Genomic DNA, 15741 nt, shown 5'->3' with positions numbered 1-15741 from the left:
GATGGAGCTGGCGCGGCAGTCGGGGATGCAACAGGGGTCGGCGCGGTAGCAGAGTTCGAAGTGCTGACCGGAGTCGACGGGGCTGCCGGTTTGGCGGCCGCCACTGCTGGTTTTGGAGCAGCGGCTTTCGGCGCTGCCGGTTTTTTCACTGCAGGCTTTTTCGCTGCAGCAGATTTTGCTGCCGGCTTGGCTGCCGGTTTGGCGGCTGCGGTTTTCGCTGCAGGCTTGGCAGCTGGTTTAGCTGCGGCTTTGGCGGCGACCGGTTTGGCCGCTGGCTTGGCTGCTGCTGACTTGGCTGCTGCAGGTTTTGCTGCGGCCGTTTTGGCAGCCGGCTTGGCCGCTGCTTTCGCGGCGGGTTTGGCAGCCGGCTTGGCGGCAGCTTTTACCAGTGGCTTGGCAGCGGTTTTGGTCGCTGGTTTGGCGGCGGCGGTTTTCGCCGCAACTGGCGCAACCTTGGCGCCGGTGAGTTTTTCGATTTGCTTGGTCAGGGTATCGACCTTGCTGTGCAGCGCTTTCACTTCATTACGGCTCGGTACACCCAAGCGCGAAATGGCGCTGTTCAGGCGCTTGTCGAAAGCCCCTTCCAGCTCATCCCACTTGCCCAGCGCACGATCTTTCACGCCAGTGATGCGCGATTTTGCCGAGGAAGCGGAGTCCTTGACGTCATCGACTTTCTTGCCGACAGCGCTCTTGGTGAGCTTCTCTGCTTTCTCGCCGTCTTTGACCAATGTATCGAAGAGCTTGCTGCCGTCAGTGTCGATCTTCGAGTACACGCCTAAACCAGCCAGCCAGATTTTGCGGGAGTAGTCTTCGACTTTCCCGATCCACGAGCTGCCTTCTTTTTCGGTGTTCTTTTTACCAGCCATCCCGTTCTCCTTAAGATTTACGCGCGACGCGTTCGAGCAATGCCGTCAACTCATCGAGCTTAGCAGACAGTGTCTCAACGTCATGTTTAGACGGAATGCCGATACGATTCAAGGCACTTGCAACACGCGAGTCAAAAGCCTTCTCGACCTTGTCGAGTTGAACTTCGACCTTGCCTTTGAACGTGCTCACTTCGTTCTTGGCTTCATCGATCTCGGCGTTAGCGGCTTCAAGTTTCTCGGCAACTACCTTTTTGCCTTTCTTTTCAACAGTTTGACCTTCTTTGATCAACTCTTGAAAGTATTCGCTGCCCTCTTGGCCGACCTTGGCGTAGGCACCCAGGCCTGCCAGCCAGATCTTGCGGGCATAGGATTTGACGTCGCTCAGAGCGGTTGTCGAAGCGTCGATTTTTTTCTTCAAAATAACTTTGGCCATGGTGCACCTCACGCGCAAAAGGTTTGAGGAACTGCCCGCGAAAGTGTCGGGCTCATGCACAAAGTAGGGAGAAAAATTAGAAACGGCACCCTAACAACTGACATAAACCTCTGGCGACACCACAAAACAAATGTGGGAGCCAGCCTGCTGGCGATAGCGATTTATCCGTCGACATTGTCGTTGACTGATGAAACGCTATCGCTAGCAGGCTAGCTCCCACAGGGGCTTCAATGCGGGCTCAGACCAACGCTTTATCGAGGGCCTTTTCGATTTCCGATTTGATCATGCCGCTCATGGCCGACATCATCAGACCCAACTCTACATCGACACGGATCGAATCTTCGCTGACATGCACCGCGCCCTTCACCCCGGAACGCTTGAGGTTCAAGGTGTCGCCGGACCACTGCGGCTCCAGGCCATATTGATCGGACAGTTTCTGCGCCAACTGGTCGGCCTTCTCGCGGGCCGCTTCCTTGCCCAGGCCGTGGGCACGTTCAACACTAATACGGGCCATCGAATGACTCCTGCTTTATGGATACTTTCCTGAAGCATCTTGACCCTGACTGCGTCAAAACGTCCCGGCGGTTCTACATCTTACCTTCAGCCTTGCCAAGACAAAGCAGGCCACCGGGATTAGAATGTCCCGCATTCTCTTCTGGTGACAGCGATATGACTGATCAGCGCAAAGGCAGCGATGCCGAACCCACCACGCACTTCGGTTTCAAAAACGTTCCGGAAAGCCAAAAAGCGGAAAAAGTCGCTGAGGTTTTCCACTCGGTAGCCGCCAAGTACGACTTGATGAACGACCTCCTGTCGGGCGGCATGCACCGTTTGTGGAAGCGTTTTGCGATCGAACTGTCGGGCGTTCGCACCGGCAACCGCGTGCTGGACATTGCCGGCGGCACCGGCGACCTGACCAAAAAATTCTCGCACCTCGTGGGCCCGACCGGCCAGGTGGTGTTGGCCGACATCAATGAATCCATGCTCAAGGTCGGTCGTGACCGCCTGCTGGATCTGGGTGTGGCCGGCAACGTCGAATTCGTTCAGGCCGACGCTGAAAAGCTGCCGTTCCCGGACAACCATTTCGACTGCGTGACCATCGCCTTCGGCCTGCGTAACGTGACGCATAAAGAAGACGCCCTGCGTTCGATGCTGCGCGTACTCAAACCGGGCGGCCGTTTGCTGGTGCTGGAATTCTCCAAGCCGACCAACGCGCTGATGTCCAAAGCCTACGACGCCTACTCGTTCGCCTTCATGCCTTTGATGGGCAAGCTGATCACCAATGACTCGGAAAGCTATCGCTACCTGGCCGAATCGATCCGCATGCACCCGAACCAGGAAACCCTGAAGTCGATGATGGTCGAGGCCGGTTTCGACCGCGTGACCTACCACAACATGACCGCAGGCATCGTCGCCCTGCACCGCGGCATCAAACCCTGATGTTGCTGGCCGGCCTGCTCGCCAGCGTAGAACTCGGTCTGAACCGGGTGCTGCGTCTCGACAGCACGGCGCTACCGCGGCTGGCGCATTTGAGCGGCAGAGTGATTGCCGTCAACTGCCGAAGCCCGGCGCTGCAACTGTTCATCCTGCCCAGCGACGAAGGCTTGATGTTGGCGTCCCACTGGGAAACCGGCGCCGACTGCACCTTGCGTGCACCGGCCTCCAGCCTGTTGAAACTGGCGATGAGCAAGGACAAGACCTCGGTCCTGCATGGCCCTGAAGTTGAACTCGACGGTGACAGCGGCGTGTTGCTGGAACTGGCGGCGATCCTTCAGGACCTCGAGCTGGACTGGGAGTACGAACTCTCGCGCTGGCTCGGCCCCGTCGCCACGTCCCTGGTCGGCGGCCACCTGCGCAGCCGCGCACGCTGGTATCAGCAAGGATTTGCCAGCCTGGGTCAGAACCTGGGCGAGTACCTGGCCGAAGAATCGCGCACCCTCGTCGGTCAGCGCGAAGCCGAAGCACGATTCAGTGAACTGGACCAGATCAAACTCGATCTGGAACGTCTCGAGGCGCGTTTCGAGCGCCTTTCCCGATCCCTCGACCCAAGCGATAACGCATGAAGCTGCTTGCCGTCCGCCGTTTGTTGCGCATCCAGCGCGTTGTGATTCGCTACCGCCTCGATGACCTGCTGTTCGCCCTGCCGCTGCCGTGGTTTCTGCTGGCGCTGCGCTACGCCCTGCCGTGGCGCTGGTTCCCGCGCAAGCCGCTGGACCTGAGCCGGGGCGCGCGATTGCGTCTGGCGCTGCAGGACCTGGGGCCGATTTTCATCAAGTTCGGGCAGATCCTGTCCACCCGCCGCGACCTGCTGCCGGAAGACATCGCCGATGAGCTGATGAAGCTGCAGGACCGCGTGCCGCCGTTCGATTCGCAAGTGTCGATCAAGCTGATCGAAGAACAACTCGGCAAAAAGATCAGTGAAGTATTCAGCCGTTTCGACGTTGAACCGCTGGCCTCGGCGTCGGTGGCGCAGGTGCATGCCGCGCAGTTGAAAACCGGTGAAGAAGTCGTCGTCAAAGTGATTCGCCCCGGCCTGAAGCCAATCATCGCGCAAGACCTGGCGTGGTTGTTCATCCTCGCCCGCGCAGCAGAAAAACTCTCGGCGGATGCGCGCCTGCTGCACCCGGTGGACGTGGTCCAGGACTACGAAAAAACCATCTACGACGAACTCGATCTGCTGCGCGAGGCGGCCAACGCCAGCCAGTTGAAGCGTAACTTCGAAGGCTCGCCGCTGCTGTACGTACCGCAAGTCTATTGGGATTGGTGCCGACCGAAAGTGCTGGTGATGGAGCGCATCTACGGCATTCAGGTCACCGACCTCGCGACCCTCGCCGACCAGCGTACCGACATGAAAATGCTCGCCGAACGCGGCGTGGAGATCTTCTTCACCCAGGTGTTCCGCGACAGTTTCTTCCACGCCGACATGCACCCCGGCAACATCTTCGTCAGCACCGTCAACCCGTGGAGCCCGCAGTACATTGCGATCGACTGCGGCATCGTCGGCAGCCTGACCCCGGAAGACCAGGATTACCTGGCGCGCAACCTGTTCGCGTTCTTCAAACGCGATTACCGGCGCGTGGCGCAATTGCACATCGACTCGGGCTGGGTGCCGGCGGAAACCAAACTCAACGAATTCGAAGCGGCGATCCGTACCGTTTGCGAACCGATCTTCGAAAAACCGTTAAAAGATATTTCCTTCGGCCAGGTGCTGATGCGCCTGTTCCAGACCGCTCGACGCTTCAACATGGAAGTGCAGCCACAGCTGGTCCTGCTGCAAAAAACCCTGTTGAACATCGAAGGGCTGGGCCGTCAGCTATACCCGGACCTCGATCTGTGGAACACCGCGCAACCGTTCCTCGAGCGCTGGATGCGCGAGCGTGTCAGCCCCAAAGCCCTGCTCGGTAACGTGCAGAGCCAATTCGAACAACTGCCGCACCTGGCGAACATGGCGCGCGATCTGCTCGAACGCATGTCACAGCCCCACGCTTACGACCCGCCGCCCCCGTGGCATCGACGTCGGGACGACTGGTTCCTGCGCCTGCTCGGTACCGCGCACCTGGCCGGCGGCGCAATACTGGCCATGGGCGGTCCGTTGAACGAACTGGCCTACTGGCCGGCCGGAATCATGATGGCCGTCGGTTTGTATCTGGTCGTTCGCCGATAGCCAGTTGTGCGATCCACTGGCACACTGTTTGAACGTTGGACTCTGCTAATGAAGTGCGGAGCCCGCTGTCGGAGTCGAAGATGAAAAACTGGCTGGACGAGATCAAGTGGGACGCCGACGGCCTGGTGCCGGCAATCGCCCAGGATCACAAGACCGGGCGCGTCCTGATGATGGCCTGGATGAACCGAGAAGCACTGGAACTGACCGCTGCCGAAAACCGCGCCATCTACTGGTCACGTTCCCGTGGCAAGTTGTGGCGCAAGGGTGAAGAGTCCGGCCACGTGCAGACCCTGCATGAGATGCGCCTGGACTGTGACGCCGACGTGATCATCCTGATGGTCGAGCAGATCGGCGACATTGCCTGCCATACCGGGCGGCAGAGCTGCTTCTATCGCGTCTTCGAGAACGGCGACTGGAAAACCGTCGACCCGGTTCTGAAAGACCCGCACGCCATCTATTCCGCAGGACACACACATGAGTGACACTCTGACCCGACTGGCCGAGGTACTGGAAGCGCGCAAAGGCGCCGCCGCCGACAGCTCGTACGTTGCCAGCCTTTACCACAAGGGCTTGAACAAGATTCTGGAAAAGGTCGGCGAAGAGTCGGTCGAAACCATCATTGCCGCCAAGGACGCCGCCATCAGCGGCGACTGCAGCGATGTGATCTACGAGACCGCCGATTTGTGGTTCCACAGCATGGTCATGCTCGCCCAACTGGGTCAGCATCCACAGGCTGTACTCGATGAACTGGACCGTCGCTTCGGTCTGTCCGGACACGTAGAGAAAGCCTCGCGCCCGTCCGCCTGAACAACTAATTAGAGAGGAGCAGCAACATGGGCATTTTTGACTGGAAACACTGGATCGTCATCCTGGTTGTTGTCGTGCTGGTGTTCGGCACCAAGAAACTGAAAAACCTCGGCACTGACGTCGGCGAGTCGATCAAGGGCTTTCGCAAAGCCATGAACGATGACGAAAAAACGGCCGACCCAACCGTGACCCCGGCTCAACCGGTTCCACCTGTTCAGCCACAAACCACGCAGTCCGTGAATCAGCCGCACACCATCGACGTGCAGGCGCAAAAAGTCGAAGAGCCGATCCGCAAAGACGTGTGAGCACTGACTAATGTTTGGTATCAGCTTCTCTGAACTGCTGCTCGTCGGCCTGGTGGCCCTGCTGGTGCTGGGTCCCGAGCGTCTGCCGGGCGCTGCGCGCACCGCCGGCCTGTGGGTCGGGCGTCTGAAGCGCAGCTTCAACGCGATCAAACAGGAAGTTGAACGTGAAATCGGTGCCGACGAGATTCGTCGGCAACTGCACAACGAGCACATTCTGTCGCTGGAGCAGGAGGCGCGGAAGATTTTCACGCCGACTCAGCAGGAAGCCACACCGGTTCAGCCGGTGGTGGAACAAACGATTCATGCGTCGACAACAGAATCCGCGCCTGCTGCACCGACGGAAACCGCGAAAGCTGTCGATGCGGTTGAAGCGGCGCCGGTTGTGGCGCATGCAGAACCCGTTGCTCCTGCCGCCGCGCCGATAACGCCGGCTCCTCACGACACCACTTTGCCGCCGCGAGTCTCATGAGCGATCTTCCAGAAAACGACCAGCACATGCCGCTGGTTTCGCACCTCACCGAGTTGCGTACCCGCCTGCTGCGCTGCGTAGCGGCGATTTTCATCATCTTCGCCGGGTTGTTCGCCTTCACCCAGCAGATCTACACCTTCGTCTCCACGCCGCTGCGCCAGTATCTGCCAGTTGGTGCGACGATGATCGCCACCGACGTGTCGTCGCCTTTCCTGACGCCGTTGAAGCTGACCATGATGGTGTCGCTGTTCCTCGCGATTCCTGTGATCCTGCATCAGATCTGGGGCTTCATCGCGCCGGGTCTGTACAAGCATGAAAAGCGCATCGCGGTGCCGTTGCTGGTATCGAGCATCATGCTGTTCTACGCCGGCATGGCATTCGCCTATTACCTGGTGTTCCCGCTGATCTTCAAATTCTTCGCCGCCGCCACCCCGGCCGGCGTGGAAATGATGACCGACATCAGCAGCTACCTCGACTTCGTCATGACGCTGTTCTTCGCCTTCGGCGTGGCGTTCGAAATCCCGGTGGCCGTGGTGCTGCTGGTGTGGATCGGCGTGGTCGACGTCAAATACCTGAAGAAAATCCGCCCGTACGTGATCATCGGCTGCTTCGTGGTCGGCATGATCCTGACGCCGCCGGACATCTTCTCGCAGACGCTGCTGGCTGTACCGATGTGGCTGTTGTTTGAAATCGGCATCCTGTTCGGCGGCCTGATCAGCAAGCGCGGCGACCATCCGGACGACCAGCCGGTTGACGATCACAACGACCAGCCGCCAGCGACCCAAGCGTGAACCTGCTGCTGCTTGAAGAGGCCGACTTCATCGCGGCCGACCGGGCGATCCTGCGTGATCGCCGGTTGACCCACATGCAGGAAGTCCACCGCTGTGAAGTGGGTGACAGCATGCGCGTCGGGCGTATCGGCGGCCTGATGGGCTCGGCCGAAGTGCTGCGCCTGGACGCCGACGAAGCCGAACTGCGCGTCACCCTCGACCAACCGCCACCAGCCAAGCTGCCGCTGACCCTGGTGCTGGCCCTGCCTCGGCCCAAAATGCTGCGTCGGGTGTTTCAGACCGTGGCGGCCATGGGTGTGCCACGGATCGTCCTGGTGAACAGCTACCGCGTCGAGAAGAGCTTCTGGCAGACGCCGTTCCTCGAACCTGAAGCGATTCGCGAGCAACTGATCCTCGGCCTTGAACAGGCTCGGGACAGCGTGTTGCCTGAAATTGTCATCGAGAAACGTTTCAAACCGTTTGTCGAAGATCGACTGCCAGCAATTGCCGAAGGCACTCTGGGGCTGGTCGGCCATCCGGGCAATTACCCGCCTTGCCCCCGCGGTCTGGACGAACCGGTGACCCTGGCCATCGGCCCGGAAGGCGGTTGGATCCCCTACGAAATCGATCTGCTGGCCAAGTCCGGCCTGCAACCGGTGCAACTCGGTGAGCGCATCCTGCGCGTCGAAACTGCTGTCACTGCGTTGCTTTCGCGCCTGTTCTAAACACCCCGCTCCCACAGGTCATCATTCACTTCGGATATCGCTTCGCCGTACATCGGTCCGCACCTTCAGATTCCCGCCCACCAGCCGATACACCTCCCATAAAACCAACTTGTGGTCCGTGGGAGTTGCAGTATGTACCGATGGCTAGCCGAGAAACTGGGGAACGTCAGCGTCAATCGCAAACTGGGTGTCGGCTTCGGTCTGGTGCTACTGCTGACGCTGTTGATCACCGTCACGGGCTGGACCGGCCTGAGTGACGTGGTAAGTCGCGGCGATAAGCTGGGGTTCATTGCCAGCCTCAACGACCTGACCAAAGACTTGCGGCTGGCCCGCGTGGACTACGAAATGCGCCGTGGCGAACAGGGCCCGGGCGCCGTCAACGACCTGCTCGGTCAACTCGACACCGGGCTGAAAACTGCACGCACACTGATCGAGCAACCTGCCGATGCAGCCATGGTCGACCAGCAACTGGCCGCGGTCAGCGAGTACAAACAAGCCTTCGCCGCCATGACCCAGGCCGGCGCTAACCGCGAAGATGCTCGCAGCAAACTCGGCGCCAACGCCGATAACGCCGTCGCACGCGTGACTGAAGTCGAAAAATCCATGCAGCAGGGCGACAGCGTCGCCGATTTCAACGCTGTGGTTGAGGTCAGTAAATTGCTTCAACAAGCCCGCTATCAGGTTCGCGGATACACCTACAGCGGCAAGGCCGACGCCGAACAACCGGCGCTGGATGCCATTGCCAATGCCCTGAACAGCCTCGACAGCCTTCCGTCAAAACTGCCGCAACAGCACACTGCCAATCTGCAACAGGCCAGCGAATCGCTCAAAGCCTACCGTGCCGCCGTCAGCCAGTTCCGTGACTCTCAGGTCGCCAGCGCCGCCGCGTTGAAACGCATGGCCGCTCAAGGCAACATCCTGATCGACGTCAGCAAAAAGCTCACCGCCTCGCAAACTATCGTGCGCGACACCGACGCCACGCGCGCCAAGAACATGCTGTTGCTGGCCAGCGCCCTCGCATTGGTCTTCGGTCTTTTTGCGGCGTGGGCTATCACCCGGCAGATCGTCATTCCGCTGAGTCAGACGCTGAAAGTGGCCGAGCGCATCGCCGCCGGCGACCTGACCCAGAACCTCGTTTCCGAGCGCCAGGACGAACTCGGCCAGCTCCAACGCGCGATACAAAGCATGACCCTGGGCCTGCGCGAGTTGATCGGCGGCATCAGCGATGGCGTCAGACAGATCGCCAGCGCCGCTGAAGAACTGTCCGCAGTCACCGAACAGACCAGCGCCGGGGTCAACAGCCAAAAGGTCGAGACCGATCAGGTGGCGACTGCGATGAACGAAATGACCGCCACCGTGCAGGAAGTCGCGCGCAACGCCGAAGAGGCCTCCGAAGCCGCGCTCGCCGCCGATCAGCAGGCTCGCGAAGGCGACAAGGTGGTCGGCGAAGCCATCGCTCAAATCGAACGCCTGGCCAAGGAAGTCGGCAACTCCACCGAAGCCATGGGTCATCTCAAACGCGAAAGCGACAAGATCGGCAGCGTGCTAGACGTGATCAAATCCGTCGCCCAGCAAACCAACCTGCTGGCGCTCAACGCAGCCATTGAAGCCGCCCGCGCAGGCGAAGCCGGACGTGGTTTTGCGGTGGTCGCCGACGAGGTCCGCAGCCTGGCTCAGCGCACACAGAAGTCCACCGAAGAAATCGAAGAGCTGATCGTCGGCCTGCAAAGTGGCACCCAGCAAGTCGCGACCATCATGGACAACAGCCGCACCCTGACTGACAGCAGCGTCGAACTGACCCGCCGTGCCGGTGGCTCACTGGAAAGCATCACACGCACCGTGTCGGCGATTCAGTCAATGAACCAACAGATCGCCGCGGCGGCCGAGCAGCAAAGTGCGGTGGCTGAAGAGATCAACCGGAGCGTGCTGAACGTACGCGACGTGTCTGAACAGACCTCGGCGGCGAGTGAAGAGACCGCGGCCTCCAGCGTTGAGCTGGCGCGGTTGGGGACGCATTTGCAGATGCTGGTGGGCAAATTCAGAATCTGAAGGAGCAAGCAACTGACACAAGATCAATACCCGGATGAAGTGCCGACAGTTGAATTCTTTTCGAAACTATCAACTATCGGCACATTCCGAATTTAGTATGCCGATTCAGCCTCCAATACTGTCGAATCGATTGAACAGAGCATAAACAATTTTAATAACAAAAAATGATGTAACGCTCACTACAAGTAGAAAAACCGAAACAAACAAAGTCACCCCATTATACAGAGCGTCCAATGCGACGGAAGCAAACACAATCATTGGCAAAGCCGCGACCAGAAAATACAATACTATTTTCGAGTAAAACGTTGCAGGCAGCAATGCGAAGGTAAAAATTGACGCGTGAATATAATCAATAGGCAGATCACGCTGGGTAATGAAGGAGAACGAGTTAAAAGCCAATATAAAGGTAATGCTTGCCGCCACCCCTGCCACCAGCACAAGTAAATACAGAACAGTATTAGTCAAACTGAAAAAAAATGGCTGGAAATCAATTTTGTTCGATAAAATACAGATAACCACCAAGAGTAGAGCAACTAACAGGTAGTAAACCTGACACCACCGGAACAGAATCAGCACAAACAAATTAATAGGTCGAACCAGCAAAGCTTCCAGTTTCCCTTGCGTCAGTTGTCGAAAGAAGCCTGTGATTGCTGAGCTGAAAAAATTCACAAGCAAGCCTCCCAATGCATATGACATAAAAAAAATCATAAGCCAGTTGCCGTTGATTTCGTCAGCAGGTACAAATGAGCTTATTACGTCAAAAAAAACCAACTGCAGGCTGTAAAGCGTGAGCAATGCAAGCACTCCGCCTAACAAATTGATCTTATATCTCGCTTCTTCTTTTACCGCATTTTTGAACAGATTAATTATGTGCATTTACCCACCCGCCCCCGAATATCTGCCAGTTGCAAATCTAAATATAACTTTGCAAGCCACTAGCATAATTAGAAACCAAACAATATAAAGACATATAAGCTCGATAAGCAAGCCACTGCTTGGACGCAGCAAGAACTCCGCTGGACCACTAATGATCAGGCGAAACGGATTGTATCTCATTAAAGGCTGAAGGTAGTCAGGCCAATAAGCGATAGGTAATAGCGTGCCTCCCATAACGCTTGCCAGAACCACTTGGAAGCTAAGTATCATATCGGGCCGCGTAAGCCAAAACGTCGAAAGCGACATTAAAAAACCCAGCAAAAAACAAAAGAACAGATTTGTCATGCTTAAAACTACAAAACCCAAAACGCCTGTCCAGTCTCCTCCCGAAACCAACACAAAAATTGCGATAATCAATATAGGAGCATAATACAGGGCACTCTCTCCCAGAAAAACAAATAGATTATATTCGAAATAGCTTACTGGCTTAATAAAAATACCTTCCAACTGCCCTTCGTGGACATGGGTAGACACTCTCGATATAAGGTCGTAGGCATTATTCAAACGATTGAGCGCCAGTACAGCCACGTAATATAGATAAGTCTCTTCAAGACTATATTGCGATAATGCGCCAGCACTACCCTGATCATAGACAAATCGCCAAATTGCAAACTGTATAACGAATGGGACACCCGTCGCGACCACCAAATCCGTAATCAGCATAGACCGGTCCCTGTAAACCGACAGCAACCCGGTTTGCGCAAGTTTGTAATAAGCAATACTCATCACGAGGATTCACCAGACCATGTTTTGAAAAGATTAACCACGTTATTCTCAAAATCTAACGGGGATACTTCTAAATCATATAAACCTTCAGGAAACAAGTTGAAAACCGAACGCAACGATGCCTTGGGAACTAGATAGGTGATCTGATTCAACCCATCATTAAGAATGCTTACGCCCTGAATCCTGTCCACAGCTCCTTTGAAAGCCAGGAGACCTGATTCACTTTGGGTCGAATCCTTTGTGCTAACTACCAATTTGACATTGGCTGTAAAATTCTCGCTTAAATCGCGCATAGAGCCATCAAATCGGATTTTACCTTTATCAATGATAACGGCATCATCACAGCAGGATTCGATATCACCCAAATCATGACTCGTGAGAAACACCGAAAGACCACCATGCTTTCTTTTATAGTTTAGATACTTGCGTATTTCAAACTTCGACGTGACATCCAAGCCTACAGTTGGCTCATCTAAAAAGATTAGCTTTGGAGAATGCAAAAGATTCAACGTCAGCTCACACTTCACGCGCTCACCAAGACTAAGATTGCGCACAGGCTTGTGAAGAACGCGGCCAAGATTCAATGCATCAGTCAATTCATAAAGCCGCTCCCGATAGTCGCCATCTGCAATACTATAAATTTCTTTATAAGTATCTAGACTCGTTTTTACAGGGAGATCCCACCACAGAGATGTCTTATGTCCAAACACGACACCAATTTGTTTCAGAAACTCTCTTTGACGAAGACTGGGATCATATCCAAGAACTCTCACACAGCCTGAACTTGGTTTTTGTATTCCACACAAAATTTTGATCAAGCTGGATTTACCCGCCCCATTAGGCCCGATAAACCCAACTGCCGCACCACTGGAGACGGTAAGATCTATCGATTCCAAAGCCTTGAATGTAGTATATTTTGGTCTTATTAATTGCTGACACCAATCCGCAATACCCTCTGTCTCCCTGGCCAAGTAGTAGCTTTTGCAAACGGACTTCAAACTAATCAGAGTATCCATAGGCATTTATGGTTCCTTAATAGCACGACATCTCTGGTCATTAAATTATTTAAACTTTGGAAAGAGATTTGGACAAACTTGAAAACTAGTTGAAGAGTTCTATCAAGGCCCCATCCGAAATATTAAAAAATCGATTTCCCGTACGTTTAACAAATCGGGTGTCATGAGAAACTATTATCGCCGCTGGATTCAGGCGCTGCATTTCAATTTCCAGCAGCTCTTGAGAAGTAATATCCAAGTGGTTAGTTGGCTCGTCTAAAATCAAGAAATTTGGGCAACTCAAGCGAAGTGTCAGCAAAGCAAGACGCGTGCGCTCTCCATGACTAATTTGTCCGATTGTTTTTTGAGAGTCCAGAAAACAAAAACCTGCGGACGCTAGTTTATTGATTGCTTGTTGTTGGTCGAGTTGAAATAGAGTTGCAATAAATTCGAGGATTTCAGAATCAAGCGGCAGTGACGAAAGTTCTTGATCCAGAACACCGACCTTCACAGAAGGCCCAATTTTGATACCAGGATCAATATTATCAATAATGGCTTTGAGTAAGGTACTTTTACCAGAACCATTAACGCCAGAAATGACTAATCGATCCCCTCTCTCTATCACTAAGGACTTAATGAAAAATAATAGACGACCTTCGCCCGAGTACAATTTAAAATTTTCAATTTGCAAGATCTTCTTGGCATGGAATTCCTCTACATCCAAGCCAACCTCTTTCTTGCGAAAGGCTTGTTTTTCGGGTACTACCGCTTCAAGCATTTTGATTTTTTTTTCGATTTTTTTGGCTTTTTGCAACGCTGTATCGCTATAGTTGTTCACTCCAAGTTGACGTTGGAATTGAGCACTTTTCTTTAGCCGCTGAATTTCATTTATAGCTTCAGTTCTAGAGCAAGCAATGGATCGTTCTTGCTCTAAAAACAATTCACGAGCTCGTGTAAAAGAAAAATTGAAATAAGAGAATTTTTTATGATGAAGAATTAATGTACTTCTCGTAACCGCGTCTAAAAAATCTCGATTATGACTAACCACAACGTATGTAGATAATAAACCGCTGTCTCCAAGCAAACGAATCAGGTTTGCGATGTGTATCTGATCCAAATGATTTGTAGGCTCATCCAGCAACAATAGATCCGGTTCTAAAAGAACCGCCCTGCCAATCATTAATATCTTTTTCCAGCCTCCACTCAGCTGGTCAAAAGACAAGGACCGATATTCTTTCGGAAATGCGCATAATTCAAATACGTAATCCGCCTTCCACTTTTCGGCGAGAGGCTCAGACAAGCAACTCTCCAATATTTCAGAAGCAATTAACTTGCTCCACAGCTCTGGAAATCCCTGCTGCACATAGTGACAGCGCATCCCTCTGGAGTGAGTGATATTTCCATCATGCTCATCCAGGCTTTTTGCAATCGTGCGCAACAAAGAACTTTTTCCAGAACCATTATCACCAATAATCCCTATTTTATCTCCGCTATTTATAGAAAAATTTAGATTGGAAAAAAGCATTTTTTCATTAAAGCACAAAGAAACGCCTTCTATTTTTACCAGAGACAATTAATCCAACTCCCACTCTCGTATGATACTTCTGCGTTTATACGATTTCTGATCAGGCAGCATATCCACTTCTTGATGCAATAACGTAATCGTATAACCGAACAAGCAGGAGAGCCGGTCATTTAACTGACCGAGGATTTCCGTCATATTTTTGTGAGGACTTCCCGTGTAGTGAGTAATTAACTCTATTGTTTTCTCATTTTTTTGTATTAATCGGAAGGCGTTTAGTGTTTTGTCAGGTGTAACCAATATATCGTCCACCGCTGCAAGAATGGACGCGCTAGGAACAAGGTGATGCTCACGTGTTCGGAAAGCATCATCGCGCCTGCCATTGACTTCATAAAGCGACGTACAGCAACTGCCACAACCACAGCGCTCACGCTCTGAGGTTTTGCGTGCTATATCACCATGATCAAACCGGATTAATGGCATCAAATCATTATCTAGATCTGTACAAACTACGCTACCAAATCCTTGTGTATCCGCATTCACAACTTCGAGATAAACACCATCCTCGATTACATGATATTGACCATGAGCGCATTGGGTCGCGATCAATCCGACTTCTTCAGAGCTGTATTCGTCAAAAACAGGAATTCCCAATGCCTTTGAGTAATAGGTTCGCTCGAGCTGCGTGCTGCTTTCGGAATTAGTTAAAATAGCTTCAACGCCACTCATCTGTAGTGCCAACTTATGTTTAAGTATAATTGGCAGATAGCTCGGCAATATGATGAGCAACCTGGGCCGTAGTAAAAGCAAGTGCTCGCCCAACGGCGTGCTCGGCAATAGATCGGGCAACTGAAATGTTCTGTATTTTCCGTGTAGCGATGAAAACGCCAATCCCGAGTGATGAATCACATAAATCCAGTCTTGTTCTTTCAGAGGACGCTGCAAGCATGAATTATAAAAACGCATTACCTGCAAATGGTCGAGAACGATGTCGTTATCGTCACTGTACACTGTGAACGGTTTTCCACTTGAACCCGATGTTCGAGACGTATTGGCAAACTCCAGGACTTTCGGATCGTTTACCCTGATGCGAGGCTCAAAGTCGTTCAAAACAGCTTTGGTCACGATGGGAAGCTGTTCAAAATCAGAAAAACAAGAGATGGCCCCTTCTTCGTAACCGCACGCGCCATACAATTCGCGATAAAACGGGACGTTATTATAAGCCCTGTCCACAAGCGTTTTGATTTTCGACAACTGAAAGTGCTTTATATCAGCATGTGGCTGACGTAAGAACTCCGTCATAGACCCCATGTTTTCCGCCCATAATTTCAGCGTTTGGCCCTGTAGATTATAGTTATCGGTTCTAGGCCGAATTACCTGCTCTGCCAGATCTTTAATTTCAGTCAAATTGCCGTTCTGCAGTTGAGAGTCAAAGATTGCTTCTGCGGTGCGAAACTCGCGCATAAGAGCCCCT

The 15741-nt window shown here is 53.5% G+C and carries 18 protein-coding genes and 1 pseudogene; 11 read left to right on the top strand and 8 right to left on the bottom strand.

Annotation, left to right across the window (positions count from 1 at the left end; all coding sequences use genetic code 11):
• The 3 genes from Q7W83_RS01835 to Q7W83_RS01825 form a co-directional block, all read right to left on the bottom strand.
• On the bottom strand, positions 1–866 hold an 866-nt coding region (locus tag Q7W83_RS01835; RefSeq protein ID WP_473655603.1), incomplete at its 3' end, for a phasin family protein.
• Positions 867–876: 10 nt separating this feature from the next.
• Entirely contained in the window at positions 877–1299 is a 423-nt protein-coding gene (locus tag Q7W83_RS01830; protein ID WP_473655602.1) for a phasin family protein, read from the bottom strand.
• 238 nt (positions 1300–1537) lie between these two features.
• On the bottom strand, positions 1538–1813 hold the full coding sequence (locus Q7W83_RS01825; RefSeq protein ID WP_149416788.1) for a polyhydroxyalkanoic acid system family protein: 276 nt from the start codon (positions 1811–1813) through the stop codon (positions 1538–1540).
• 155 nt (positions 1814–1968) lie between these two features.
• On the opposite strand from Q7W83_RS01825, the gene ubiE reads away from it, so the two are divergent.
• The 11 genes and pseudogenes from ubiE to Q7W83_RS01770 all read left to right on the top strand — a co-directional run bounded on the left by ubiE (position 1969) and on the right by Q7W83_RS01770 (position 10088).
• Positions 1969–2739, top strand: a complete 771-nt coding sequence (gene ubiE / locus Q7W83_RS01820) for a bifunctional demethylmenaquinone methyltransferase/2-methoxy-6-polyprenyl-1,4-benzoquinol methylase UbiE (RefSeq protein ID WP_007948968.1) — start codon at positions 1969–1971, stop codon at positions 2737–2739.
• Complete coding sequence (locus Q7W83_RS01815) at positions 2739–3362, top strand: ubiquinone biosynthesis accessory factor UbiJ (RefSeq protein WP_473655601.1); 624 nt, start codon at positions 2739–2741, stop codon at positions 3360–3362. The genes ubiE and Q7W83_RS01815 overlap by 1 nt, the downstream gene beginning before the upstream one ends.
• Positions 3359–4963, top strand: coding sequence for a ubiquinone biosynthesis regulatory protein kinase UbiB (gene ubiB / locus Q7W83_RS01810; protein ID WP_150639710.1), 1605 nt, complete (start codon positions 3359–3361; stop codon positions 4961–4963). The genes Q7W83_RS01815 and ubiB overlap by 4 nt, the downstream gene beginning before the upstream one ends.
• Positions 4964–5043: 80 nt before the next feature.
• Positions 5044–5445, top strand: a complete 402-nt coding sequence (hisI, locus tag Q7W83_RS01805) for a phosphoribosyl-AMP cyclohydrolase (RefSeq protein WP_007899278.1) — start codon at positions 5044–5046, stop codon at positions 5443–5445.
• Positions 5438–5770 carry a phosphoribosyl-ATP diphosphatase gene (locus tag Q7W83_RS01800; protein WP_150634811.1) on the top strand — a complete coding sequence of 111 codons (333 nt, stop codon included), beginning with the start codon at positions 5438–5440 and terminating at the stop codon, positions 5768–5770. Before hisI ends, Q7W83_RS01800 begins: the two co-directional genes overlap by 8 nt.
• Positions 5771–5796: 26 nt before the next feature.
• Positions 5797–6075, top strand: coding sequence for a twin-arginine translocase TatA/TatE family subunit (locus Q7W83_RS01795; RefSeq protein ID WP_150634812.1), 279 nt, complete (start codon positions 5797–5799; stop codon positions 6073–6075).
• A gap of 10 nt (positions 6076–6085) precedes the next feature.
• Positions 6086–6544, top strand: coding sequence for a Sec-independent protein translocase protein TatB (gene tatB, locus Q7W83_RS01790; RefSeq protein WP_150634813.1), 459 nt, complete (start codon positions 6086–6088; stop codon positions 6542–6544).
• A complete protein-coding gene (tatC, locus tag Q7W83_RS01785; RefSeq protein WP_008025235.1) occupies positions 6541–7335 on the top strand; it encodes a twin-arginine translocase subunit TatC in 795 nt (264 codons plus the stop codon). The genes tatB and tatC overlap by 4 nt, the downstream gene beginning before the upstream one ends.
• Positions 7332–8039: a 16S rRNA (uracil(1498)-N(3))-methyltransferase gene (locus Q7W83_RS01780; RefSeq protein WP_150634751.1), complete on the top strand. Its 708-nt coding sequence runs from the start codon at positions 7332–7334 to the stop codon at positions 8037–8039. Before tatC ends, Q7W83_RS01780 begins: the two co-directional genes overlap by 4 nt.
• Positions 8040–8171: 132 nt before the next feature.
• A pseudogene (locus tag Q7W83_RS01775) lies at positions 8172–9230 on the top strand (methyl-accepting chemotaxis protein); the annotation flags it as partial.
• A complete protein-coding gene (locus tag Q7W83_RS01770; RefSeq protein WP_458722094.1) occupies positions 9225–10088 on the top strand; it encodes a methyl-accepting chemotaxis protein in 864 nt (287 codons plus the stop codon). The pseudogene Q7W83_RS01775 and the gene Q7W83_RS01770, both read left to right, overlap by 6 nt.
• Before the next feature lie 105 nt (positions 10089–10193).
• On the opposite strand, the gene Q7W83_RS01765 is transcribed toward Q7W83_RS01770, so the two are convergent.
• The 5 genes from Q7W83_RS01765 to Q7W83_RS01745 all read right to left on the bottom strand — a co-directional run bounded on the left by Q7W83_RS01765 (position 10194) and on the right by Q7W83_RS01745 (position 15731).
• The gene (locus Q7W83_RS01765) at positions 10194–10964 is read right to left on the bottom strand and encodes an ABC-2 family transporter protein (RefSeq protein WP_150634753.1); all 771 of its coding nucleotides are present in this window, start codon (positions 10962–10964) and stop codon (positions 10194–10196) included.
• Positions 10965–11750 (bottom strand): ABC-2 family transporter protein, encoded by a 786-nt coding sequence (locus tag Q7W83_RS01760; protein WP_150639712.1) that lies wholly within the window; start codon positions 11748–11750, stop codon positions 10965–10967.
• Positions 11750–12772, bottom strand: coding sequence for an ABC transporter ATP-binding protein (locus Q7W83_RS01755; protein ID WP_150634755.1), 1023 nt, complete (start codon positions 12770–12772; stop codon positions 11750–11752). Before Q7W83_RS01755 ends, Q7W83_RS01760 begins: the two co-directional genes overlap by 1 nt.
• Positions 12773–12851: 79 nt before the next feature.
• Positions 12852–14318: an ATP-binding cassette domain-containing protein gene (locus tag Q7W83_RS01750; protein ID WP_150634756.1), complete on the bottom strand. Its 1467-nt coding sequence runs from the start codon at positions 14316–14318 to the stop codon at positions 12852–12854.
• Complete coding sequence (locus Q7W83_RS01745) at positions 14319–15731, bottom strand: phenylacetate--CoA ligase family protein (protein WP_473655600.1); 1413 nt, start codon at positions 15729–15731, stop codon at positions 14319–14321.
• Positions 15732–15741: the final 10 nt, after the last annotated feature.

Source organism: Pseudomonas sp. 300, assembly GCF_055803035.1.
This window is presented reverse-complemented; position numbering and strand designations above follow the sequence as displayed.